Consider the following 20725-nt stretch of genomic DNA (forward strand, 5'->3'; position numbering starts at 1 on the left):
AGGCGACGAGCATGAGTCAATTTTTCAATACATTACAAGCCGAAACACAAACAGAGCGTGACTACCTTTTAGCAGCGCCGATTATTGGCCGCGTTTTTAAAGGTGAAGTAAGCCTGAGTGAATATGCATCGTTCTTAACGCAAGCTTATCACCATGTTAAACACACAGTGCCATTACTGATGGCTGTCGGGGCAAAGCTAAGTGATAAACAAGAGTGGTTGCGCGAAGCTGTTGCAGAATACATCGAAGAAGAACTAGGCCATCAAGAATGGGTGCTAAACGATATTGCAGCCTGTGGTTTTGATAAAGAGTTGGTGCGTCATTCTCGTCCACAGTTTTCGACCGAATTAATGGTGTCGTATGCCTATGATGCAATTAATCGCGGTAACCCACTGGCATTCTTTGGCATGGTTCATGTGCTTGAGGGTACCTCGATTGCTTTAGCCGATAATGCAGCAGGGCAAATTCGTGAAGCTGTAGGCCTACCGAAAAAGGCATTTTCATACCTTACTTCTCACGGTGCACTGGATATTGAACACGTTAAGTTCTTCGAATCACTGATGAACAAAATAGACAACGAAGACGACCAACAAGCCATCATTCATGCCGCTAAATGTTTTTACAAACTATACGGCAATATTTTTCGTGACCTCGATATCGAGCCTTTCTTTAGCGAAGCTGACTTGGAGCAAAGCGCATGAGTAGCCCAGTGTGTGTGCTAACCGGTGCAACAGGGGGCATTGGCCGTGCTATTGCCCTTCGTCTCGCAAAAGAAGGTTGGCGTTTATTACTCGTTGGTAGAAATATTAAGCAACTTGCTGCACTGCAATTGGAATGTGGCAATGATGCTGAGTATTTTCAGGCCGACCTAAGTAACAGCGAATCTCGTGATGATCTTGCTAAGTTTGCCCAGCAAATTGGTGGTGCAAGGCTACTTGTTAATAACGCGGGTGTTAATGTGATGCAGGGTTTTACTGAAATCAGCGAGCAGCAAATTGATCACCTGTTAAATATTAACCTGCATGTGCCCATTAAATTGTGTCAGTTATTTTTACCACAAATCACCCGTAATAAAGGCACGATTGTAAACATAGGTTCATCGTTTGGCAGCATTGGCTATCCGTATCAAACCTTGTATTGCGCTAGCAAGTTTGGCTTAAGAGGAATGACCGAAGCTCTTGCCAGAGAGCTCAGTCACAGCGATGTGAAAGTATTGTATTTAGCGCCTCGTGCGACTGACACCGCAATTAACTCGCCACAAGTGCGCGCGATGAACAAAGAGCTGGGTAACACCATGGATCCGCCAGAAAAAGTGGCTGATGCATTAATAGATTTAATTAAATCAAAAAAACGTCGTCGTTTTATTGGTTTTCCAGAAACATTATTTGCCCGTATTAACGGCGCATTTCCATCACTCGTTGATAACGCAATAGCAAAACAACTTCCTAAAATTAAAAGTTTTTTTGCCAACTAAATTGATCAAGGTGAATGATTATGACTAAACTAAATTTAAAAGCCCTAATGATGTTAGGTGCTATCATCGCTGCACCTGCAAAAGCCGACTTTAATAGCGATTTAAGTTCGGTGCAAAAGCAGTGGGCAGTGGTTAATTACGAATTAGTTGACGATGCGCAGTTAGATGCATTCGAAAAATTAGCGAGCGAAACCGCAGAGTTTACAAAAGCGAACGACCAGCAAGCGGCAAGCCATATTTGGTACGGTATTGTGCTATCGAGCTATGCGGGGGCGAAAGGAGGCTTAGGCGCGCTAGGCCTTGCAAAAGATGCTAAAGCGCAATTTGAAAAAGCGCTAAGTCTAGATCCAAAAGCACTTGAAGGCTCAGCATATACGAGCCTTGCAACCTTATACGGTAAAGTACCGGGTTGGCCAATTGGCTTTGGTGATGACGATGAAGCGAAAAAGCTATTTAAGCAAGCGCTTGAGCTAAACCCGCGTGGTATCGATAGCAACTATTTATATGCGTCATTCTTGTATGACGAGCGCAAATATAAATCAGCTAAAGAGTTTTTATTGGTTGCACAGCAAGCGCCAGCGCGTCCTGAAAGACCAAAAGCAGATCTTTACCGCCAGCAAGAAATTACTAAATTATTGGCTAAGGTAGAGAAAAAAATAAAGAGATAAACTATGCATTTATTGCTCGTTGAAGACGACCACTTAGTGGCAGAAGGCCTATGTCGTTCTTTACGTCAACAAGGATATAGTGTTGAACATAGTTCTACTGTTCAATCAGCAATGCAGTGGCTGCAAAGTGACGAAATTGAGCTGGTAGTCCTTGATTTAGGGCTACCAGACGGTGACGGCATCGATATTCTAAAGCACATCAAAAAGCATCGTAAAAATATACCCGTGGTGATTTTAACAGCCAGAGGCAGTATTGATGATAAAGTCATGGGGCTAGATTTAGGCGCTGATGATTATCTAGCAAAGCCCTTTGATCCCGCAGAATTATTTGCCCGTCTACGGGTTGCCAGTAGGCGTTTGACCCAAGCACAAACCAGCACTTTAAAAGTTGGTGATGTTGAAATGGACACCGCCGCTTTTACCGTGAGCTTTCAAGGTGAGCCAGTAAACTTGCCGCGCAAAGAGTTTATGCTCCTTAAAGCCTTGTTAGAAAACCAAGGCCGCGTGCAATCAAAACAACAGTTAGAAAGTAAACTGTATGAATGGGGCGAAGAGGTGGGGTCTAATACCATCGAAGTACACATTCATCACTTGCGTAAAAAATTCCCAAAAGAGTTTATTAAAACCTTACGCGGCATCGGTTATGTGGTGGGTAAACGCTAGTGTCAATTCGTAAAAGGCTGACTTTACTCATTTTGTCTATGGTGATCTTAACCTGTTTTTTGGCTTTTACTAAAGGTTATCGTGAAAGCATGAATCAGGCTGAAGCACTGCTCGATAACGAGTTGGTAACGCTTGCTCATGTGTTGATTGAGCAGCCTCTCAGTAAAGGTACCCCAGCTTATAGTAGTGATTTACCGCAGCTATTATTTCAGGTCTGGGTTGATGACAGCTTGGCCTCAAGCTCAAAGTCATTGCAGCATAACCCTAGCAATCAAAGTCAGTGGCAAACTGGGTTTAGTGTTGAGAACTTGGCTGGGCAACGAGTAAAAGTGTATCGCTTAAGCGAAGGCAATAAGCGGGTGCTTATTGCAGAGCCTTTGAGTAAACGTGTGGCACTCACCGAAACCGTGATTCTATCGGCCATGACGCCGCTGCTTTGGAGCGTGCCTATCCTTGCACTCCTTATTAGTGTGTTTGTAAAACAAGGGCTTGCGCCACTAACTCGGTTATCTAATCAACTAAAACATCGTCAAGCAAATGACTTTACGGCTATTCCTTGGCAAACTCCAGAACAAGAAATTAAACCTGTAATTAGCCGCTTAAATGACCTATTTAAACGAGTTGAAAGTGCTTATTTACGAGAGCGCTTTTTTGCCTCCGATGCAGCCCATGAACTGCGCACGCCGCTCAGTAGTTTAAAAATCAATGTACATAACCTACAGGCCCAAGGTGTTGAGAGTGTTGAGCTAGATGCGATGGAACAAGGCGTAGATAAGCTAAGTAATATTGTTGAACAGATGTTGATTTTGGGTCGTACTTATCCAGAACAATGGCAGGCGCAATTTAGCGCGGTATCGGTGCTAGAAATTAGCCAGCAGGTAGCCTCACAGCTTTATGATCGTATTGACGAAAAAGAACACACTATCAGCATTGAAGGTGATGATTTTATCATTGCCGGTGACGAATTCACCTTACTCACCTTATTTGGCAACTTACTTAGTAACGCCATAAAATATACTCCAGCGTCGGGAGAAATTTGTATTACCTTGAAAGCCGAAAATGATCGTTTTATCTGGCAAATAGATGACTCAGGCCCTGGTATTGACGAAGCCCAAAAGCAGCGCATTTTTAACCGTTTTTACCGTGTGGGTGGCGATAAACATCCATCAGGTGAGCAAGGAGCCGGGCTTGGTATGGCCATTGTTGAGCATATAGTGTCGATTTATAGCGCCGATATTGCTTTAGCAGATAGTCATCTTGGTGGCTTGCGGGTGAGTGTTTCCTTCATGCAAGGAGATGTCAGTGAATAAATGGATTTTGGCGCTTTCTATGTTGCTATTATGTATGCCGTCTTGGCTAGTCTATGCCAAAGAGTACAAGCTGATCTTAAAAGACCATTTGTTTTATCCTGCAGAAATAAAAGTACCTGCCAATAAAAAGCTGCGGCTTTTGATCGAAAACCAAGATGACACCCCAGAAGAGTTCGATAGCTTTGACTTGAATCGCGAAAAAGTGCTCTACCCAGGTCGCACGAGCGTCATTTATATTGGGCCGCTCAGCCCTGGGCGTTATGACTTTTTTGGTGAATTTTCGCCTAATACAGCGCGAGGGACAGTCGTGGCTACGGAGGAAAAAGATGCTGATAACTAGTTTGTTAATGAGCATTAATCAGCTTTTGCCTGTGGTGATTTTAGCTGTGCTTTTGAGCTTGATTGTGCCTTTAAGTCAGCGCCAACTGGGCGTATATGCAGTGATTGGTACGCTACTGAGCTTAGTGTTTGTGCAAGGCGCTGCTTGGCTGAGCCAGTTATTCGACCATCGGGGTTTAGAGTTCATGCAAATGTTGCTGTGTATTGTCATTTTTATCGCTGCGTTAATTAGCTGTCAGCAACGAAGCATGGCAGCTGCTGTGGCTTTGATTGCGACCATGACGTTGTATTTAAGTCATTACATGATCTATTTAGTGAGTTTTTGGCATAGCAGGGATACCGCAGAGCCATTGCTACTGGGTACATTTTTAGGTGTTGGCATTTGTATTAGCTTTGGCGTGTTACTGTTCTTTTTGCTTGAGAGTATTACCAAGCGCGTGGGCGTGCAGCCATTGATTGTGTTACTTGCATTAAATGCAACGGCAAAGCTATTGATATTTATTGATTTAGCAAGTCAGATCGATTTACTCGATGTGACCTCAAATTATTTAGATTGGCGCGGGTTTTTAGTTGAAAACTCAGAGCTTGGGCGCGTATTAAAAGCCTTAGTTGGCTACGAAGCTACGCCAAGCAAAACCGCACTTTGGGTGTATATCATTGCTACGTTGGGGTTTATCGCTTTAGCCCAGATTTTAAAAATTAAAAAGACCAAGGAGCCAGTATGCGGTTCTTAATAGTTAGCTTAACTTATTTGCTGTTAGCAAGTATCAGCCAAGTCGCTCATGCTGATGGCATGGTGGTTGATAAAGTGTACCACCCTTATGTATTGCCTTTTGAGCGCGAAGTTGAGTGGCGTTTGGTGTCTAGACAAACAGATAGTGGCAATGTGCTTGCACAGCGTGCAGGCTTTGGTGGTGCAATTAACGACACCATGAGCCTAGAGGGTTACTTAGTTGGCGAGCGCGATGATAACGGTGACTTTGGTTTATCTTCTTATGAAGTGGAGTTACGTTGGCAGTTGGTCGAACAAGGCCGTTTGTGGGCCGATTGGGGAGCGTTATTTGAGCTTGAAAAACAACACACACTCGATGCATACGAAGCAACAAGCGGCTTTTTATGGGAAAAAGAATTTGGTCGTACAAGCCTGACCATGAACGCTTTTTTAGTGTATGAATGGGGGGCTGATATTGAAAACGAGTGGGAAAGTGAGTTTCGCTTGCAGTACCGTTACCGCTATCGTTCGGCCTTTCAACCATCAATTGAAATATACGCCGGTGAGGACTTTATTGGAGTGGGTCCAGGCTTTACTGGCTTACACAGATTTAGCCCCAAGCGTCAGCTAAAATGGGAAGCAGGTTTTATTAGTGAGCTTAGCCAATCAGGCAAAGATCATAGCTTTCGCTTGGCTTTAGAGTTTGAATTTTAATGTCGATAGTGTTTGACTTATCTAACTAACTCTATATAGTGGGCACCAGCTAGAAAGAAAGCGTGTAATTAATAAATCTTTATTTCGTTGTTGTATAAGTAATACTTGTAGTACCGTCCTGAAGTTTTTAAGTACCATCTCATTTTTTGCTACACCCGCCCACTAGGGCATGTTTAATTTTTTTATATCAGGAATAATACTATGTCTAACATCGTATCAGGTACAGTTAAGTGGTTTAACGAATCTAAAGGTTTTGGTTTCATCGAGCAAGAAAATGGTCCAGACGTTTTCGCTCACTTCAGCGCTATCAAAAGCGAAGGTTTCAAAACTTTAGCTGAAGGCCAACGTGTAGAGTTCACTCTTTCACAAGGTCAAAAAGGTCCTCAAGCGGATAACATCACTCCGTTATAATTTTTACTTCTAGTAAAAGTTAAGAAGAAGCAAGCTACGGCTTGCTTTTTTTATGCCTAAAAATTGACTGAGCTAGTGAATATTTCTATATTTAATGCAGCTATGTCATTAGAGTGTATTAATTATCTTAAAATATTTGTTGTTAGCATGCCTAAGCTTTGCACCTGTAGTATTGGCAAAAGATAGTGTCACCATCTACACCGAGCAATTTCCGCCTTATAACTTCTCAAATAAAGGGCATTTAGAAGGCATTAATCTAAAGTTTGTTAAAGCAATGTGCGTTGATGCAAACATTGAATGCCAATTCGAGCTCTTACCCTGGTCTAGGGCATATCATTTAGCTCAGCAAAAGCAACTATCAGGTTTGGTCTCTACGGCACGTATTCCCGACCGCGAAGATTTATTCAAGTGGGTTGGTCCAATGGCTTCTTCTCGTAACTTTTTTTATCGCTTGCAATCAAATGACCGCATTAATCCCATCGACTTATCGCAAGTGAAAGATCATAGCCTGTGCGTAGTAAGAGATAGTATTTACGAAAAGTTTGTAGAAAGCATTGGCTTTGAAGGTGATAAAAACCTTCTTAAAGTGAGTCGCTATTACGAGTGTATTAACTTATTTTTCAAAAATAAAGTTGAGCTGATCATTGGTTCTGAGTTGTCGTTTAAATACCAATTAATGCAGTATGGTCACCAAGGTAGAGAAGTGGTTAAGTTAGTTGAATTGCCTCTTAATGGCACCGCAGGTAATTTTCTAGCACTTAATAAGGCGCTACCTGATGAGTTAGTTGCTCGATTGCAAGCAAGTTATGACAAGCTGAGTAAGCAGGGCCTGTTAGAGACTTATATTGAGCAATATAAGGCGAATTAAGGTCGCTGCGCGAACATCATTACCGCATTGTATCTTGGTGTCATTATCACCTCATTAAACGCTGCTTTTAAGGCATCGATATAACGTTGGTCGGTATTAATATTTGCTGCGAGATAACCTTTCATGGTTAAAAAGTCGATTGCATGAGCAAAGCTGAAACGAGCTTCATCCAGTGCTAATTGCTCAGCCATGGCCGCAATATAGTTCTTATCATCAATGATTAAATCAACCTTGCCCGACATCAACAGCTGATACGACTTATTAATATCAGAGGTATATACCACAGTATAACCACGTTCTGTTAGGCGCTGCGCTGCTAGGTCATGACGTTGTACTGCTATCTTATATTGCTTGGCTTGCTCATTTGAAGTGATGTTTATATCGCTGCGAGAGCTCAATTTAACAAAGCCCATTTGGTAGGTTGCCACTTCACCAATCCAATGAAAGTGTTTTTCACGTTCAGCAGTTTTCGCCATACTATAAATAAAGATATTCGGTTTCTTCAGTGCCATATTGTAAGCACGGGCCCAAGGGTAAAGCTCTATATTCGCGTTCAAATTAGCTTTAGCAAAAATTGCTTTCACAAGCTCGGTGCTCTCACCGGCAACTTGGTTATTGATTAGAGTTTGATTAGGTGGCGACAGTTCAGTCACAACGGTTAGGGTCGGTTTACTCAGTGCTGGCCAACTAAAGAAAAGAATTAGCAAATAAAGTCGTAAATAGTTCATTTATGTACTTAAAAGGACTTAGTAATTAAATCTTAGCACATAAAACGATAAAAGGGCCTTGCGGCCCTTGGTGAAGTATCGTTCAAGTCAGATAGACCTTTAACCCCTTAAAGTCCTATCCTATTGTTTTGCAACTACGGCTCATCTCATTAAGTTTCTAAGCTAGCGAGAGGAAAAAACCTGCAATTGCTGCACTCATAAGGTTAGCCATAGATCCTGCTAACACTGCTCTGAGCCCTAAGCGTGCGATATCCTTTCGCCGACTAGGCGCCATACCGCCTAATCCACCTAGTAAAATTGCTATCGATGATAAGTTAGCAAACCCACATAACGCGAATGTGACAATCGCTTGTGTGTGCGCACTTAACGTATCGCGATAATTAATAAAGTCGAGGTAAGCAACGAATTCGTTAACTACAACCTTCTGACCTATAAAACTGCCTGCGATTACAGCTTCGTTCCACGGTACACCTAATAACCATGCAACTGGAGCGAATACGTAACCTAAAATTTCTTGTAGCGTTAATGTTGGATGATCAAACCAACCACCAATACCGCCTAATAACCCATTTAGAAGTGCAATAAGTGCTACGAAAGCAAGTAACATCGCACCTACGTTCAGTGCTAGTTGCATACCGTTTGCGGCACCTGATGCTGCTGCATCAATTACGTTAACCGGTTTTTCTTCTTGTACGTCTAAATCAGCTAAATCTTCTTTCGGTGTTTCGGTCTCTGGCACAATCATTTTTGCCATTAAGAAACCACCTGGTGCCGCCATAAAGCTGGCTGCAATTAAGTATTTAAGCTCTACACCAATTGTTACGTAACCTGCCATAACAGAACCTGCTACGGTAGCAAGGCCACCTACCATTACCGCAAATAGCTCTGACTTTGTCATGCTGGCGATAAATGGTTTAACAATCAATGGTGCTTCTGTTTGGCCAACGAATATATTGGCGGTTGCAGAAAGCGATTCAGGGCGCGAGGTTTTCAATAGCTTTTGTAAGCCACCGCCTAGAATCTTGATTATCCAATCCATCACCCCGATGTGATACAACACAGCAACAAGTGCTGAGAAGAACACGATAACGGGCAATACTTGTATCGCAAAAATAAACCCTAAGGTATCTTGCGATGCCAGTGAGCCAAATAAGAAGCTAATCCCGTCATTGGCATAACCAATAACTGATGATACGCCTCGTGACATACTTGCCAGTACGTTTTTGCCCACTTCGAAGAACAAGACAAAGCCACCAATTAACACTTGAAGTAAAAAGGCGATGCCTACAGTTCTTAAATTAATTGCTTTACGGTTCGTAGAAGCCGCAAAAGCAATGCCTAGTAGCACAACAATGCCTACTAAGCTCATAAATGTTGTCATACTGACTGTTTCCCGTTGTTATTGTTGCAGTAAATATTTTATTTTACTTTTAATTATATCAATGGCAACGCGATTCATACCGCCGCGTGTGACTACGAGATCAGCTTTGTGCTTTGATGGCTCAATAAACTGATAAAACATAGGTCGCACTGTCGCTTGATATTGATCAACAACGGACTGTAATGTTCTGCCACGCTGCTCCATATCTCGTTGCATACGGCGCATAAGGCAGATATCTAACGGTGTATCAATGAACACCTTAATATCAAATTCTTTTCGAAGTGCCGGATCACTCAATAGCAAAATACCTTCAACGATAAGTACTTTTGCAGGTGCAACTCGACGCGTTTCATCGCTACGGGTATGCATTGCATAGTCATAAGTTGGTACGTCTACTGATTTTCCAGCGCGCAATTGAAGTAAGTGCTCATGCAAAAGCTCATGCTCGAAAGCATCAGGATGGTCGTAATTGGTTTGCGTTCGATGGTCAAACGGCAAATGCGACTGGTCTTTATAATAAGCATCTTCTTCGATCACTGCGATCGCGCCCGGTTCAAGCTCATTGACTAATTCGTTATAAATTGTCTTGCTAAAAAGAGACTTGCCCGACGCAGATGCGCCAGCAATAGCTATAATTGTTCGTGTCACTAAAGTTCTCGCCCACACAGAAGGAAACATTGTTAGGTAGATCACAATAGCAAAAAAGACACGATTAATCTCTTTTGCTTCGCTTAGAGATGCAAATTTATAATGTTTCTGTTTTATGAAACAGGACTTATGTCCTGTACCAAAAATTCGAAGAGCATATAAAGTATTCACATATTGATAACGAGGTACCCATGGCAAGAGCACTCATCTTAATGGCAGATAGCCTAGGAATTGGCGCAGCACCTGACGCAGAGAAGTTTGGTGATGTAGGCGCAAATACCTTTGCTCATTTACTTAAAGCCTATGCAGAAGAAACAGGTGAGCACTTATCGCTACCTAATCTTACCCGTTTAGGTTTAGCTGATGCATGCGAAGCCGCAGGCAAAGAGCCTTGTTTAGTTAGTGGCCGCCAAGCACCTATTGGCGCATGGGGTTACGCTAAAGAGTTATCAAGTGGTAAAGACACACCTTCAGGGCACTGGGAAATGGCCGGTGTACCTGTGTTATTTGATTGGGGTTACTTCCCTAATACACAGCCGTGTTTTCCACAGGAATTTGTTGACGAGCTAATTGCTCGCGCAGGTATTCCTGGCATTTTAGGTAACTGTTATGCTTCAGGAACAACCATTTTAGAACAGCTAGGTGAAGAACATATGCAAACCGGTATGCCGATTTGCTACACCTCAGTTGATAGCGTGTTTCAAATAGCCGCGCACGAAGAATCATTTGGACTGGAGAAACTTTATCAGGTTTGCGAAATCGCACGGGCGCTGCTTGATGAAATGAACATAGGAAGAGTGATTGCGCGGCCATTTTTGGGTTCGAGCCGTGACGATTTTGCCCGTACAGGCAATCGTCGTGACTATTCGGTGCTGCCACCGTCGCCAACCTTGCTTGATAAATTATCGCAAGACGGCGGTGAAGTGATCAGTATTGGTAAAATTGCCGATATCTATGCGCACCAAGGCATCACCCAAAAACACAAAGCACCAGGGCTAATGAACTTACTTGAGAAAACCTCAGAAGTCATTGCAAGCGCACCTGACCATAGTTTGATTTTTACAAACTTAGTTGATTTTGATGAAAAGTACGGTCATCGCCGTAATGCAGTTGGCTACGCTAAAGCATTAAAAGAGTTTGATGATTACCTACCGACTATTTTAAATCAGCTAAATAGTGATGATGTATTAATTATCACGGCCGATCACGGATGTGATCCAACAGCAGCAGGCACTGACCATACACGTGAATACGTGCCAGTACTTGCATACCAACCGGGAATGACAAACACCCCGCTTGGAGAACGAGCTAGTTTTGCAGACATAGGTCAAACCCTTGCCCAGTGGTTTAATCTTCCTGCACTTGAATACGGTGATAGCTTTAACGACAAGCTATTAGCGAACAAAAAAGGAAACCAATAATGAGTACTCCTCATATCAGCGCCAATGTAGGCGAATTTGCAGAAACGGTATTAATGCCGGGTGATCCGCTTCGCGCTCAGTACATTGCTGAAAACTTTTTAGATGACGCAAAACAAGTAACAGGCGTTCGTAATATGTATGGTTTTACCGGTACCTACAAAGGTAAACCAGTGAGTATTATGGGCTCTGGGATGGGTATTCCATCAATGTCAATTTATGCCCGTGAATTGATCGTTAGTTACGGCGTTAAAAATCTAATTCGTATTGGTACCTGTGGCGGTATTGGTAGCGATATCAAAATCCGTGACGTTATCTTTGCACAAGGTGCAAGCACAGATTCAAACGTAAACCGTGCACGCGTACGTGGTTACGACTTTGCTGCAATTGCTGATTTTGGTTTATTACTTAACGGCGTAAACGCAGCAAAAGAATTAGGCATTGAAGCGAAAGTAGGTAATGTATTTACAACAGATACATTCTACCAAGCAGATAACACCTTCTATCAAGAATTAGACAAGCTAGGCGTACTTGCTGTTGATATGGAAACAGCTGGCATGTACGGCGTAGCCGCTGAATACGGCGCAAAAGCGATGGCACTATTTACTGTAAGTGACCACGTAATCACTGGTGAAGCGACACCAAGTGAAGAGCGTCAAAGCACTTTTAACGAAATGGTTAAAATTGCTTTAGAATCAATTTAAATAAGTTCCTTGGTAACGTATTCACTGAAATTTGGAAACACGCCCAAAGTGAAGTGAGACTAACCTCAAAGCCGCATTTATGCGGCTTTTTTTATAGCTGCCTGTTTACCTCACGTAAAATCCTGCCCGCATCTCGCAACCGCCCCTTAAAACTTGAAAATTCAACTAATTGTTGCCACTTTTAATAGAGGAACAACAATTGAGGATGTGTATGTCTAATTGGGTTGAAGCTAAGGTAAAAGACGTTAAATGGTGGACCGACTCATTATTTAGCTTAATCGTTAACGCCGATGTTGAGCCATTCACGGCGGGGCAGTTTACAAAGCTTGCGATGCAAGTGGGTGATAAACGTGTAGCTCGTGCATATTCTTATGTGAATGCGCCGAACAATCCCGATCTCGAGTTTTATCTTATTAATGTGAAAGACGGTCAACTTTCTCAGCAACTCGCACAATTAAAGCCGGGTGACTCAGTGACTATAGAGCGCCGCGCGACAGGCTTTTTTACCCTTGATGAAGTACCAAGCAGTGAGCAGCTTTATATGCTGAGTACAGGTACTGCGCTTGGACCTTTTATTTCAATATTAGAGCAGGGCGAAGTGTGGCAAAAGTTTGAGCATGTTCATTTAGTGCATGGAGTTCGCTTTAACGAGGACTTAAGTTATCAAGAACGCATTAATGCGCTTAAGCAGCAGTACCCAAATCTTTACTATTCGCCTGTAGTCAGCCGAGAGTCAGCCACTATCGGTTTTAATGGCCGGATCACAGATGTAATTAAAGACCATCGTTTATTTGATGTAATAGGGCGCCCAACTGTACCTGATACCGCACAATTTATGATTTGCGGTAACCCACAAATGGTAAAAGACACCACAGCTATTTTGTTAGAGTTTGGTTTTAGCCGCAACAGACGCCGTGAACCAGGGCAGATCACAGTAGAGCAATATTGGTAAAAAACTATGCCAAACAGCTAGAATTTGCTACCTTAGCGCCTCAAATCAGGAATGATGCATTTAGGAAAAGTATGAAACCGTTATTTTTTGCAATCAGTTTATTACTCTCTTGGCAGTCAATTGCAAGTGACGAAACCACCGAACAAACCCAACCTCAAACGAGCAATGAACAAAAAGCCGAAAAGAAGGACGTACCTAGCTTAGAGTTTATTGAAGAAAAGCCAGCTACAGAGCAAAAATCAGCGTCTGAAACTGAAAAAGCGACTGTAGAAGCCGCTCAAGTAGAAGAAAAAGCTGAAGAAGCTGCGAAGGCAACGAGTGAAACAACCACAAGCAGCGACGAACAAAAAGCGACAGCCGCAGCCTTAAAAGCGGTCGCAGAAGTTGATGATAGCAAAGTACTCGGTACACAAACCCCTGCACCTGCAGAGCAACCAAAAACAGTTGCCGAAAAACAGCAAGCCGTTGCAGAAGCAGAAAAAGCCGTTAACCAAGCTAAAGAAGCACTAACAGCGAAGCAGCAAGAAAAAGCACGTCAGTCACGTGAATCAATGGCAGTGATTGAACAGCTGATTGCAGCTTATAATGCTCGTAACATTGATGCTTTTATTAAGATGTATGATGAAAACGTTGAGTTTTATACATTCCCGAATGAGTTGATGTTCACCGGTAAAGAAAAGCTTATTGCACGATACGGCATCATGTTTAAAAAGCTAAAGTGTATTAAATCATCGCCAATTAAACGCATTGTGCTTGGCAACATCGTGATTGATCACGAACTCTCTGAAACCTGTACACAAGACCCAAAAGTCGTCGACAAGCGCTCTGAGTTCGTTACCAGCTACAAAATAGAAAATGGCAAAATAACCAAAGTGTTATTCTTCCGTTAGAAAAAAGAGCAGCCCAGCTGCTCTTTTTTTATGGGGTCAAGTTACAAGTTAGCGAGTTTCAAGTTAGCAAGAGTAAAGTTAGCGAGATGCGAGATTCGAGGTAGCAGCGATTTTACATCGCGTCCTAGAACCTAAATCCTAGCGCCTAGAACCTAGCACCTAATGTTTCCCCCGTAGGACTGGCTTTAGCCGGGAATTGCCTTAAGTTAGCGAGTACAAGGGGAAAGGTGCGAGTAACGAGGTAGCAGCGATTTTACATCGCGTCCTAGAACCTAAATCCTAGCGCCTATGACGCGGGATAAACCCGCTGCTACATGTAGGCGTGAAACTTGTTTCGCGCGTCTGATCGTTGAAGGCTTCTATATGTTGGGTATCGCTCCGCTCGACCCAACCTACCTGGAAAGTGAATAGGTCGAATGCTGAGAAGAACACTCGACCTAAATAATCCCACAGATCGGCTGATATCTAATATCTGACCTCTAACGACTAGAAACCAGCGAATTTACATAGCGTCCTAGAGCCTAGCGCCCAGAACCTAAATCCTAACGCCTATGACGCGGGATAAACCCGCTGCTACATGTAGGCGTGAAACTTGTTTCGCGCGTCTGATCGTTGATGGTTATGCCGATTGACTAACATCTAATCTCTGACGTCTAAATATTTGGATTGATTATCTAGTTTAAAGTAACCACAGATAACGGGTTTATCTTCTAAACCATCTATAAATACATAGCACTCAGAAGTCATCATTGATTTCCTGTGGTGAATTTCGTTTGCGTTGGCGAGCATTGTATCCACCTACTTCGGCCGCTAATTCATTTATTTCATCAAGAAGCGATCCCTGTAAGTTAAGTACAACCAGCGCTTCAAAAAGAATGTCACTTTTCACAACATCACCTTGCTCCAACTTTTGTACAGTCGAACGTGATACCCCAATCATTTTCGCAAATGTACTTTGCGTATAATGAAGAGTTCGGTGCTGGCGAATCAAATCTCCCAGCTTTTGTGCCATTTTAGTAGCCTGTTCAGAACGCATATTGATTACTTTTATAATCATTAGATATTTAATGATTAGTTTAGCGGTATTTAATGTTTTTGCAATAGAGGAGGTAAAGTTAGCGGGGGTCAAGTTAGCGAGAGTAAAGTTAGCGAGAGTAAAGGTACGAGTAACGAGATGCGAGTAACGAGATGCGAGATACGAGATAGCAGCGATTTTACATCGTTTTCCAGCGCCTAGGACCTAGAGCCTATGACGCGGGATAAACCCGCTGCTAAATGTAGGCGTGAAACTTGTTTCGCGCGTCTGATCGTTGAAGACTTCTATATGTTGGGTGTCGCTCCGCTCGACCCAACCTACCTGGAAAGTGAATAGGTCGAATGCTGAGAAGAACACTCGACCTAAATAACCCCACAGATCTGCTGAAATCTAATATCTGACCTCTAAAGACTAGAAACCAGCGATTTTACATCGCGTCCTAGCGCCAAGAACCTAGCATTTGATGACGCGGGATAAACCCACTGCTACATGGGTTTCGGCTATGCTGTTTCGTTTAGCAACGAATTAAAGCTGTCGTTGTCGTGTAGGCTGGCAAACGCGCTTTCGTGTAATAGCTCGTTACGTAGGTTAGGAGAATACTCAAGGGCCATGCGAATATCAGCCATTGCATCGGCGTGTTTGTGCAGTAATGCATATGCACAAGCACGTTGCCAGTATGCGTAGCCGTAGTCGCTATCAATTTCTAATGCTTGATTACAAAGCTCGATAGCTTCACCTGTTTCGTTTATCTCTAACAGTGCATCTGCTTTATAGGCAATGGCTTCTACGTCTTCTGGTTTACGTTTTAAGATCTCGTCAAAAATCTCAATCTTATTCGCAACGTCGCTTTCTAAATTGGCACGCATCCATAAAGAATGAACTTCATTGGTGATTGAGATCTTTTGTTGGTTTAATAAGATCTCTTCAGATCGCTCACGTAGCTTTTCTTCAAGTACTTTTAGGCGCTCTTCGTATTCTTGTGTAATCGCACTAACACGTGAGTTTACGATATCTTCTACTTTGTTTTTCACATCACGCAGTGAATTCCAACCGACTAAAACCAAAATTGAAGCAGTAATCGTAATAATGAAAAACACATTATTAATAGTATCTGTTGTATAAGTTAATGCACGGTCGGCAGTATCAAGTTGCGTATGAGCAACTTGTTTTGTCACATCTTCGCGCAGTTTTTGTTGGTCTTGGCGCACAGCTTTTAATTCATCAAGAATATAACGCTCTAACAATGGCTTATACATCGGTTCCTGAAGCTTATCGAGAGCTTGTTGTTGCTCTGCTTCGGTTAAAGCAGGGCGGTTTTCAGGCTCATTTTGAGCTGCTGCAAATGTACTAAAGCTCATTAAAAAAGTGATTAAAATTAAGGTATAACGCATGACATATTAATTTTTAGTGATTTCTGAGGTAACTGTAACATGCGTGAGCATTGTGGACTAGGCAAAAAAAAGCCAGCTCGGGGGAGAGCTGGCCAAACTGCTTAAACAACATAAAGTCGTAAGGGGTATCAACAGGAGTTAGGTACAATATACCCATTTTAATCTGAACAACTACTTAATACTTAATGAGTTTTTAAATACTTATATTCGTTCTGTCAGAATTAAAATGTTCGTCTAGACTTAAGAAGTCGTAAAACTAAAAGGTGAGAGTATGCGCCAACAACTAGTCCAACTGCTGTATGGAGTATCGATTTCTTCTGATCTTGATAGTGGCAATGTTGAATTAGCTGAACGCTTAATTCTGAATGCTGTACTTGATGGCCTTGAAATTGGCCGAGCAGGGATCTGGCTGTTAAATGACGAAAATACGGCGATTGAATGCCGGTTATTACTCGATAGAGAAAACGGCAAAGAAATCCAAATGTTAGTACTCCCTCGTGATGCATATCCTGCTTATTTTAAGGCACTCGACACCCAACGTACGATTACTGCCGAAGATGCTCATACCGACCCTGCTACGTATGAATTTAGCGAAAGCTATCTAACACCCCTTAATATTGGTGCAATGCTCGATGCGCCAATTCGTTATAAAGGTGAAATGATCGGGATATTTTGCTGTGAGCACATAGGTGGAACAAGGCAATGGACAGAAGATGAATGCTCATTCATCGGTGCTTTGGCAGATCTTTATGGCAGAGCACTTTCGGCACAAGAAAACGAACGTATCAATGCTGAACTTGAAAGTGCCAATCAGCACCTAGAGCAACGTGTTGCAGAGCGAACGCGTACGCTTGAAAAAACCTTATCTGAACTGACCACAATGCAAGAAAAGCTTATAGAAGCCGAAAAAATGGCGTCTCTGGGTAATCTTGTTGCGGGTATTGCTCATGAGGTTAATACACCTATTGGCATAGCAGTCACAGCAAATAGCTCAGCAAAAGATAAGCTAAACACGCTTAATAAACATATAGATTCAAACACCTTAACAAAAGCAGCCCTACTTGAAGGCATGAATCATTTAAACGAGTGTATCAAAATATCGTTTACCAACCTTGAGCGGGCCGCAAAGCTTATCAGTGACTTTAAACAAACGGCGGTTGATCAATCATCGCTTAATTTACTCGAAACCAACATTAAAGATTACTTTGAAAACATCTTACATAGCTTAATGCCACTTACGCGTAGTCATAATGTTGAAGTAAACATCAACTGTGTTGATGACTTTTCGCTTATAACCGTTCCGGGGGCGCTTAGCCAAATATTCTTAAATCTTGTAAATAACAGCTGTGTACACGGATTTGTTGGCCGTGAGCAAAACCGCATAGATATTGCTGTAAGCATCGATAACGACACCAATAGCTACACCATAACCTATAAAGACAACGGTCATGGCATGACCGAAGATGTGATGTACAAGGTATTTGAGCCATTTTTCACTACCAAGCGAGGCAATGGTGGCAGTGGTTTAGGTATGTCGATAGTTTATAATCTTGCAACGCAAGCGCTGCAAGGTGAAGTGAGCATCGATAGCAAACCGGATAACGGCGTTACTGTCACCTTCAAATTGCCGCAAAAGCTCACATAACTAATTAATATTTATACAAGTTGTTGGCTAAATAATCTGGTGACTGGGTAATAAAATTAAAAATTAATCAGTTTGCTTAGCAAGACAAGAAATATCAGTGCATTCGTTGTCTTGGCAAAATTGTTTGATACGTTTTTTAGAATATAAATAATTAATGCTCAATGGCGTGATTAACAGCGCTAGCCAAAACAATACCGAACTTCTAAACGTCAACCCCACAAGCGATGCGACTACCAGCCCTGTTAACATCAAAATAGGTAAATTGGCGATAAAAAAGTTAATGCTTAGTTGTCTAGCAACGTCAGGATTAATGGTTTTCATAAGGGCTACTCGCTGTTAAAAAATACCCTTATAAAATGGACGGTTTTGTTAAATGAATCAAATCAGATTTTTCTATCGGTGTAATCGATTTAAAACTATGATCTGGATCTAGCTTTATTCATATACAGCTCCTATAGTTTTAAACAACAGGAACTTATTCGCTATTAGTTATTCATAACTATTAGAAAATCTCTCTTTATGACGAAAGGGATAAAAGCGAATTTTAGCGTTTCGTCATATTTTAGCTTATGAGGAGCACATAATGAGTAATGGAAAAACGGGCCAATGCCCGGTAATGCATGGTAGTAACACTGTCACCGCTCAATCAAATACCGACTGGTGGCCAAACGCGCTCAATTTCGACATTCTTCATCAACACGACAGCAAAACGAATCCTTACGGCAAAGACTTTAATTACGCAGAAGCATTCAAATCTCTTGATCTTGAAGCCGTTAAAACCGATTTAAAAAACCTAATGACCGAAAGCCAAGAATGGTGGCCAGCTGACTGGGGCCATTACGGTGGTTTAATGATCCGTATGGCATGGCACTCAGCGGGTTCATACCGTTTAGAAGATGGCCGTGGTGGCGGTGGTACAGGTAATCAACGCTTTGCGCCATTAAATTCATGGCCAGATAACGCTAACCTAGATAAAGCACGTCGCTTACTTTGGCCAATCAAAAAGAAATACGGTAACAAGCTTTCTTGGGCAGATTTAATGATCTTAGCCGGTAATATGGCATATGAATCTATGGGTTTAAAAACCTTTGGCTTTGCCGGTGGCCGCGAAGATATTTGGCACCCAGAAAAAGACGTTTACTGGGGCGCTGAAAAAGAATGGTTAGCACCAAGTGATGAGCGCTATTCAAATGTAGCTAAACCAGACACTATGGAAAACCCATTGGCAGCGGTACAAATGGGTTTAATTTATGTAAACCCAGAAGGGGTGAATGGTAACCCAGACCCGCTTAAAACGGCAGAACAAGTTCGCGAAACATTTGCCCGTATGGCAATGGATGACGAAGAAACTGCAGCGCTTACAGTCGGTGGCCACACTGTGGGTAAAACTCATGGTAATGGTAGTGAAGAAAACGTAGGCCCTGAGCCAGAAGCAGCTGATGTATTTGAGCAAGGCCTTGGCTGGAACAACCACAACTCACGCGGTATTGGTCGCGATACCATGACGTCTGGCATCGAAGGCGCATGGACAACTCACCCAACTAAGTGGGATAACGGCTATTGCTACTTACTGCTTAACTATGAGTGGGAACTTAAGAAGAGCCCGGCAGGTGCGTGGCAGTGGGAACCAATCGATATTAAAGAAGAAGACAAACCAGTTGATGTAGAAGATCCATCAATTCGTTTAAATCCTATTATGACCGACGCCGATATGGCGATGAAGATGGACCCAACCTATCGTAAGATTATCGAGCGTTTTAACGATGATTTTGAATACTTTAGTGATGTGTTTGCACGCGCATGGTTCAAACTAACGCACCGTGACTTAGGTCCTAAATCACGTTATTTAGGTTCTGATGTACCAAGCGAAGATCTGATCTGGCAAGATCCGATCCCAGCGGTTGATTACACCTTATCAGACAGCGAAATTAGCGAACTTAAAACCAAGCTACTTAACTGTGGTGTAAGCCAAGCAGACTTAATCGCAACAGCATGGGATAGCGCTCGTACTTACCGGGGGTCAGACCACCGTGGTGGTGCAAATGGCGCACGTATTCGCCTTGCACCACAAAAAGATTGGCAAGGCAATGAACCTAAGCGTTTAGCTAAAGTATTAAGTGCACTCGAATCAGTACAAGCGGGTTTAAGTAAACCAGTGAGCCTCGCTGATTTAATTGTACTTGGTGGCTCAGCAGCGGTTGAGCAAGCAGCAAAAGCGGCGGGTGTTGATATAACCGTGCCATTTGCGCCTGGCCGTGGCGATGCCACAGACGAGATGACAGATGCAGACTCGTTCGACGTACTTGAGCCAATTCACGATGGTTTCCGTAACTGGCTCAAAAAAGACTACGCGGTTTCAGCAGAAGAGCTAATGTTAGAGCGTACGCAATTAATGGGCTTAACAGCACCAGAAATGACCGCTCTTGTTGGTGGTATGCGTGTACTTGGCACTAATCATAATGGTACTTTACACGGTGTATTTACAGATAACGTAGGCACACTCAGTACTGACTTTTTCGTTAACCTAACCGATATGGCTAATACGTGGAAGCCACTAGGTAAAGGCTATTACGACATCATTGATCGCAGCACAGGTGTAACTAAATGGACAGCAACACGCGTTGATTTAGTGTTTGGTTCAAACTCAATCCTACGCTCATACGCAGAGTTTTACGCACAAGACGACAACAACGAACGTTTTGTAAAAGACTTTGTCGACGCATGGGTAAAAGTAATGAACGCCGATCGCTTCGATATTTAATTTAAAATTCCG

At 42.5% G+C, this 20725-nt stretch carries 22 protein-coding genes; 16 read left to right on the plus strand and 6 right to left on the minus strand.

What is annotated here, in order from left to right; genetic code table 11:
* Positions 1-11 precede the first annotated feature (11 nt).
* From AUR67_RS21255 to AUR67_RS05260, 10 genes are all read left to right on the plus strand, one after another.
* A complete protein-coding gene (locus AUR67_RS21255) occupies positions 12-701 on the plus strand; it encodes a TenA family transcriptional regulator (protein WP_201024577.1) in 690 nt (229 codons plus the stop codon).
* Positions 698-1474, plus strand: coding sequence for an SDR family oxidoreductase (locus AUR67_RS05220; RefSeq protein ID WP_058584421.1), 777 nt, complete (start codon positions 698-700; stop codon positions 1472-1474). Before AUR67_RS21255 ends, AUR67_RS05220 begins: the two co-directional genes overlap by 4 nt.
* 20 nt (positions 1475-1494) lie before the next feature.
* A complete protein-coding gene (locus tag AUR67_RS05225; protein ID WP_058584422.1) occupies positions 1495-2142 on the plus strand; it encodes a hypothetical protein in 648 nt (215 codons plus the stop codon).
* Positions 2143-2145: 3 nt separating this feature from the next.
* Entirely contained in the window at positions 2146-2805 is a 660-nt protein-coding gene (locus AUR67_RS05230; RefSeq protein WP_058584423.1) for a response regulator transcription factor, read from the plus strand.
* Positions 2805-4115 (plus strand): ATP-binding protein, encoded by a 1311-nt coding sequence (locus tag AUR67_RS05235; RefSeq protein ID WP_058584424.1) that lies wholly within the window; start codon positions 2805-2807, stop codon positions 4113-4115. The genes AUR67_RS05230 and AUR67_RS05235 overlap by 1 nt, the downstream gene beginning before the upstream one ends.
* Before the next feature lie 19 nt (positions 4116-4134).
* Positions 4135-4455, plus strand: coding sequence for a cupredoxin domain-containing protein (locus tag AUR67_RS05240; RefSeq protein ID WP_082665581.1), 321 nt, complete (start codon positions 4135-4137; stop codon positions 4453-4455).
* 7 nt (positions 4456-4462) lie between these two features.
* Positions 4463-5188, plus strand: coding sequence for an iron transporter (locus AUR67_RS05245; protein ID WP_235591791.1), 726 nt, complete (start codon positions 4463-4465; stop codon positions 5186-5188).
* The gene (locus tag AUR67_RS05250) at positions 5176-5880 is read left to right on the plus strand and encodes a hypothetical protein (protein ID WP_058584427.1); all 705 of its coding nucleotides are present in this window, start codon (positions 5176-5178) and stop codon (positions 5878-5880) included. Before AUR67_RS05245 ends, AUR67_RS05250 begins: the two co-directional genes overlap by 13 nt.
* A 201-nt stretch (positions 5881-6081) precedes the next feature.
* Positions 6082-6291: a cold-shock protein gene (locus AUR67_RS05255; protein ID WP_004587186.1), complete on the plus strand. Its 210-nt coding sequence runs from the start codon at positions 6082-6084 to the stop codon at positions 6289-6291.
* Between the two features lie 172 nt (positions 6292-6463).
* Entirely contained in the window at positions 6464-7159 is a 696-nt protein-coding gene (locus AUR67_RS05260; RefSeq protein WP_082665582.1) for a substrate-binding periplasmic protein, read from the plus strand.
* On the opposite strand, the gene AUR67_RS05265 is transcribed toward AUR67_RS05260, so the two are convergent.
* From AUR67_RS05265 to udk, 3 genes are all read right to left on the minus strand, one after another.
* Positions 7156-7887 carry a substrate-binding periplasmic protein gene (locus AUR67_RS05265; RefSeq protein ID WP_058584429.1) on the minus strand — a complete coding sequence of 244 codons (732 nt, stop codon included), beginning with the start codon at positions 7885-7887 and terminating at the stop codon, positions 7156-7158. The genes AUR67_RS05260 and AUR67_RS05265 overlap by 4 nt on opposite strands.
* A 157-nt stretch (positions 7888-8044) precedes the next feature.
* Positions 8045-9268, minus strand: a complete 1224-nt coding sequence (locus AUR67_RS05270) for a NupC/NupG family nucleoside CNT transporter (protein ID WP_054563193.1) — start codon at positions 9266-9268, stop codon at positions 8045-8047.
* An 18-nt stretch (positions 9269-9286) separates the two neighbouring features.
* Positions 9287-9916 carry a uridine kinase gene (udk, locus tag AUR67_RS05275; protein WP_054553619.1) on the minus strand — a complete coding sequence of 210 codons (630 nt, stop codon included), beginning with the start codon at positions 9914-9916 and terminating at the stop codon, positions 9287-9289.
* 191 nt (positions 9917-10107) lie between these two features.
* On the opposite strand from udk, the gene AUR67_RS05280 reads away from it, so the two are divergent.
* The 4 genes from AUR67_RS05280 to AUR67_RS05295 all read left to right on the plus strand — a co-directional run bounded on the left by AUR67_RS05280 (position 10108) and on the right by AUR67_RS05295 (position 13880).
* Positions 10108-11337, plus strand: coding sequence for a phosphopentomutase (locus tag AUR67_RS05280; RefSeq protein ID WP_058584430.1), 1230 nt, complete (start codon positions 10108-10110; stop codon positions 11335-11337).
* On the plus strand, positions 11337-12038 hold the full coding sequence (gene deoD / locus AUR67_RS05285; RefSeq protein WP_036972525.1) for a purine-nucleoside phosphorylase: 702 nt from the start codon (positions 11337-11339) through the stop codon (positions 12036-12038). The genes AUR67_RS05280 and deoD overlap by 1 nt, the downstream gene beginning before the upstream one ends.
* Positions 12039-12249: 211 nt before the next feature.
* A complete protein-coding gene (locus tag AUR67_RS05290) occupies positions 12250-12990 on the plus strand; it encodes a ferredoxin--NADP reductase (RefSeq protein WP_058584431.1) in 741 nt (246 codons plus the stop codon).
* Positions 12991-13061: 71 nt separating this feature from the next.
* Positions 13062-13880, plus strand: a complete 819-nt coding sequence (locus AUR67_RS05295) for a nuclear transport factor 2 family protein (protein WP_058584432.1) — start codon at positions 13062-13064, stop codon at positions 13878-13880.
* A gap of 736 nt (positions 13881-14616) precedes the next feature.
* Here the strand turns inward: AUR67_RS05295 and AUR67_RS05300 are convergent.
* Together AUR67_RS05300 and AUR67_RS05305 are read right to left on the minus strand one after the other, a co-directional pair.
* The gene (locus tag AUR67_RS05300; RefSeq protein ID WP_058584433.1) at positions 14617-14916 is read right to left on the minus strand and encodes a helix-turn-helix transcriptional regulator; all 300 of its coding nucleotides are present in this window, start codon (positions 14914-14916) and stop codon (positions 14617-14619) included.
* A gap of 500 nt (positions 14917-15416) precedes the next feature.
* The gene (locus tag AUR67_RS05305; RefSeq protein WP_058584434.1) at positions 15417-16307 is read right to left on the minus strand and encodes a tetratricopeptide repeat protein; all 891 of its coding nucleotides are present in this window, start codon (positions 16305-16307) and stop codon (positions 15417-15419) included.
* 271 nt (positions 16308-16578) lie between these two features.
* Here AUR67_RS05305 and AUR67_RS05310 point away from each other — a divergent pair, with 271 nt between their 5' ends.
* Positions 16579-17952, plus strand: a complete 1374-nt coding sequence (locus AUR67_RS05310; protein ID WP_058584435.1) for a GAF domain-containing sensor histidine kinase — start codon at positions 16579-16581, stop codon at positions 17950-17952.
* A gap of 63 nt (positions 17953-18015) precedes the next feature.
* On the opposite strand, the gene AUR67_RS05315 is transcribed toward AUR67_RS05310, so the two are convergent.
* Positions 18016-18273, minus strand: coding sequence for a hypothetical protein (locus AUR67_RS05315; RefSeq protein ID WP_058584436.1), 258 nt, complete (start codon positions 18271-18273; stop codon positions 18016-18018).
* A gap of 262 nt (positions 18274-18535) precedes the next feature.
* Here AUR67_RS05315 and katG point away from each other — a divergent pair, with 262 nt between their 5' ends.
* Positions 18536-20713 (plus strand): catalase/peroxidase HPI, encoded by a 2178-nt coding sequence (gene katG, locus AUR67_RS05320; RefSeq protein ID WP_058584437.1) that lies wholly within the window; start codon positions 18536-18538, stop codon positions 20711-20713.
* Positions 20714-20725: the final 12 nt, after the last annotated feature.

It is taken from the genome of Pseudoalteromonas sp. XI10, assembly GCF_001469895.1.
Taxonomy (GTDB): Bacteria; Pseudomonadota; Gammaproteobacteria; order Enterobacterales; family Alteromonadaceae; genus Pseudoalteromonas.

Coding starts and splice junctions, on each gene's coding strand:
- AUR67_RS05225 (WP_058584422.1), top strand. CDS start 1,495: ATGACTAAACTAAATTTAAAAGCCCTAATGATGTTAGGTGCTATCATC.
- AUR67_RS05230 (WP_058584423.1), top strand. CDS start 2,146: ATGCATTTATTGCTCGTTGAAGACGACCACTTAGTGGCAGAAGGCCTA.
- AUR67_RS05315 (WP_058584436.1), bottom strand. CDS start 18,273: ATGAAAACCATTAATCCTGACGTTGCTAGACAACTAAGCATTAACTTT.
- AUR67_RS05240 (WP_082665581.1), top strand. CDS start 4,135: ATGTTGCTATTATGTATGCCGTCTTGGCTAGTCTATGCCAAAGAGTAC.
- AUR67_RS05250 (WP_058584427.1), top strand. CDS start 5,176: ATGCGGTTCTTAATAGTTAGCTTAACTTATTTGCTGTTAGCAAGTATC.
- AUR67_RS05280 (WP_058584430.1), top strand. CDS start 10,108: ATGGCAAGAGCACTCATCTTAATGGCAGATAGCCTAGGAATTGGCGCA.
- AUR67_RS21255 (WP_201024577.1), top strand. CDS start 12: ATGAGTCAATTTTTCAATACATTACAAGCCGAAACACAAACAGAGCGT.
- AUR67_RS05310 (WP_058584435.1), top strand. CDS start 16,579: ATGCGCCAACAACTAGTCCAACTGCTGTATGGAGTATCGATTTCTTCT.
- AUR67_RS05300 (WP_058584433.1), bottom strand. CDS start 14,916: ATGCGTTCTGAACAGGCTACTAAAATGGCACAAAAGCTGGGAGATTTG.
- katG (WP_058584437.1), top strand. CDS start 18,536: ATGAGTAATGGAAAAACGGGCCAATGCCCGGTAATGCATGGTAGTAAC.
- AUR67_RS05220 (WP_058584421.1), top strand. CDS start 698: ATGAGTAGCCCAGTGTGTGTGCTAACCGGTGCAACAGGGGGCATTGGC.
- AUR67_RS05245 (WP_235591791.1), top strand. CDS start 4,463: ATGAGCATTAATCAGCTTTTGCCTGTGGTGATTTTAGCTGTGCTTTTG.
- AUR67_RS05290 (WP_058584431.1), top strand. CDS start 12,250: ATGTCTAATTGGGTTGAAGCTAAGGTAAAAGACGTTAAATGGTGGACC.
- AUR67_RS05305 (WP_058584434.1), bottom strand. CDS start 16,307: ATGCGTTATACCTTAATTTTAATCACTTTTTTAATGAGCTTTAGTACA.
- AUR67_RS05295 (WP_058584432.1), top strand. CDS start 13,062: ATGAAACCGTTATTTTTTGCAATCAGTTTATTACTCTCTTGGCAGTCA.
- deoD (WP_036972525.1), top strand. CDS start 11,337: ATGAGTACTCCTCATATCAGCGCCAATGTAGGCGAATTTGCAGAAACG.
- AUR67_RS05270 (WP_054563193.1), bottom strand. CDS start 9,268: ATGACAACATTTATGAGCTTAGTAGGCATTGTTGTGCTACTAGGCATT.
- AUR67_RS05265 (WP_058584429.1), bottom strand. CDS start 7,887: ATGAACTATTTACGACTTTATTTGCTAATTCTTTTCTTTAGTTGGCCA.
- AUR67_RS05255 (WP_004587186.1), top strand. CDS start 6,082: ATGTCTAACATCGTATCAGGTACAGTTAAGTGGTTTAACGAATCTAAA.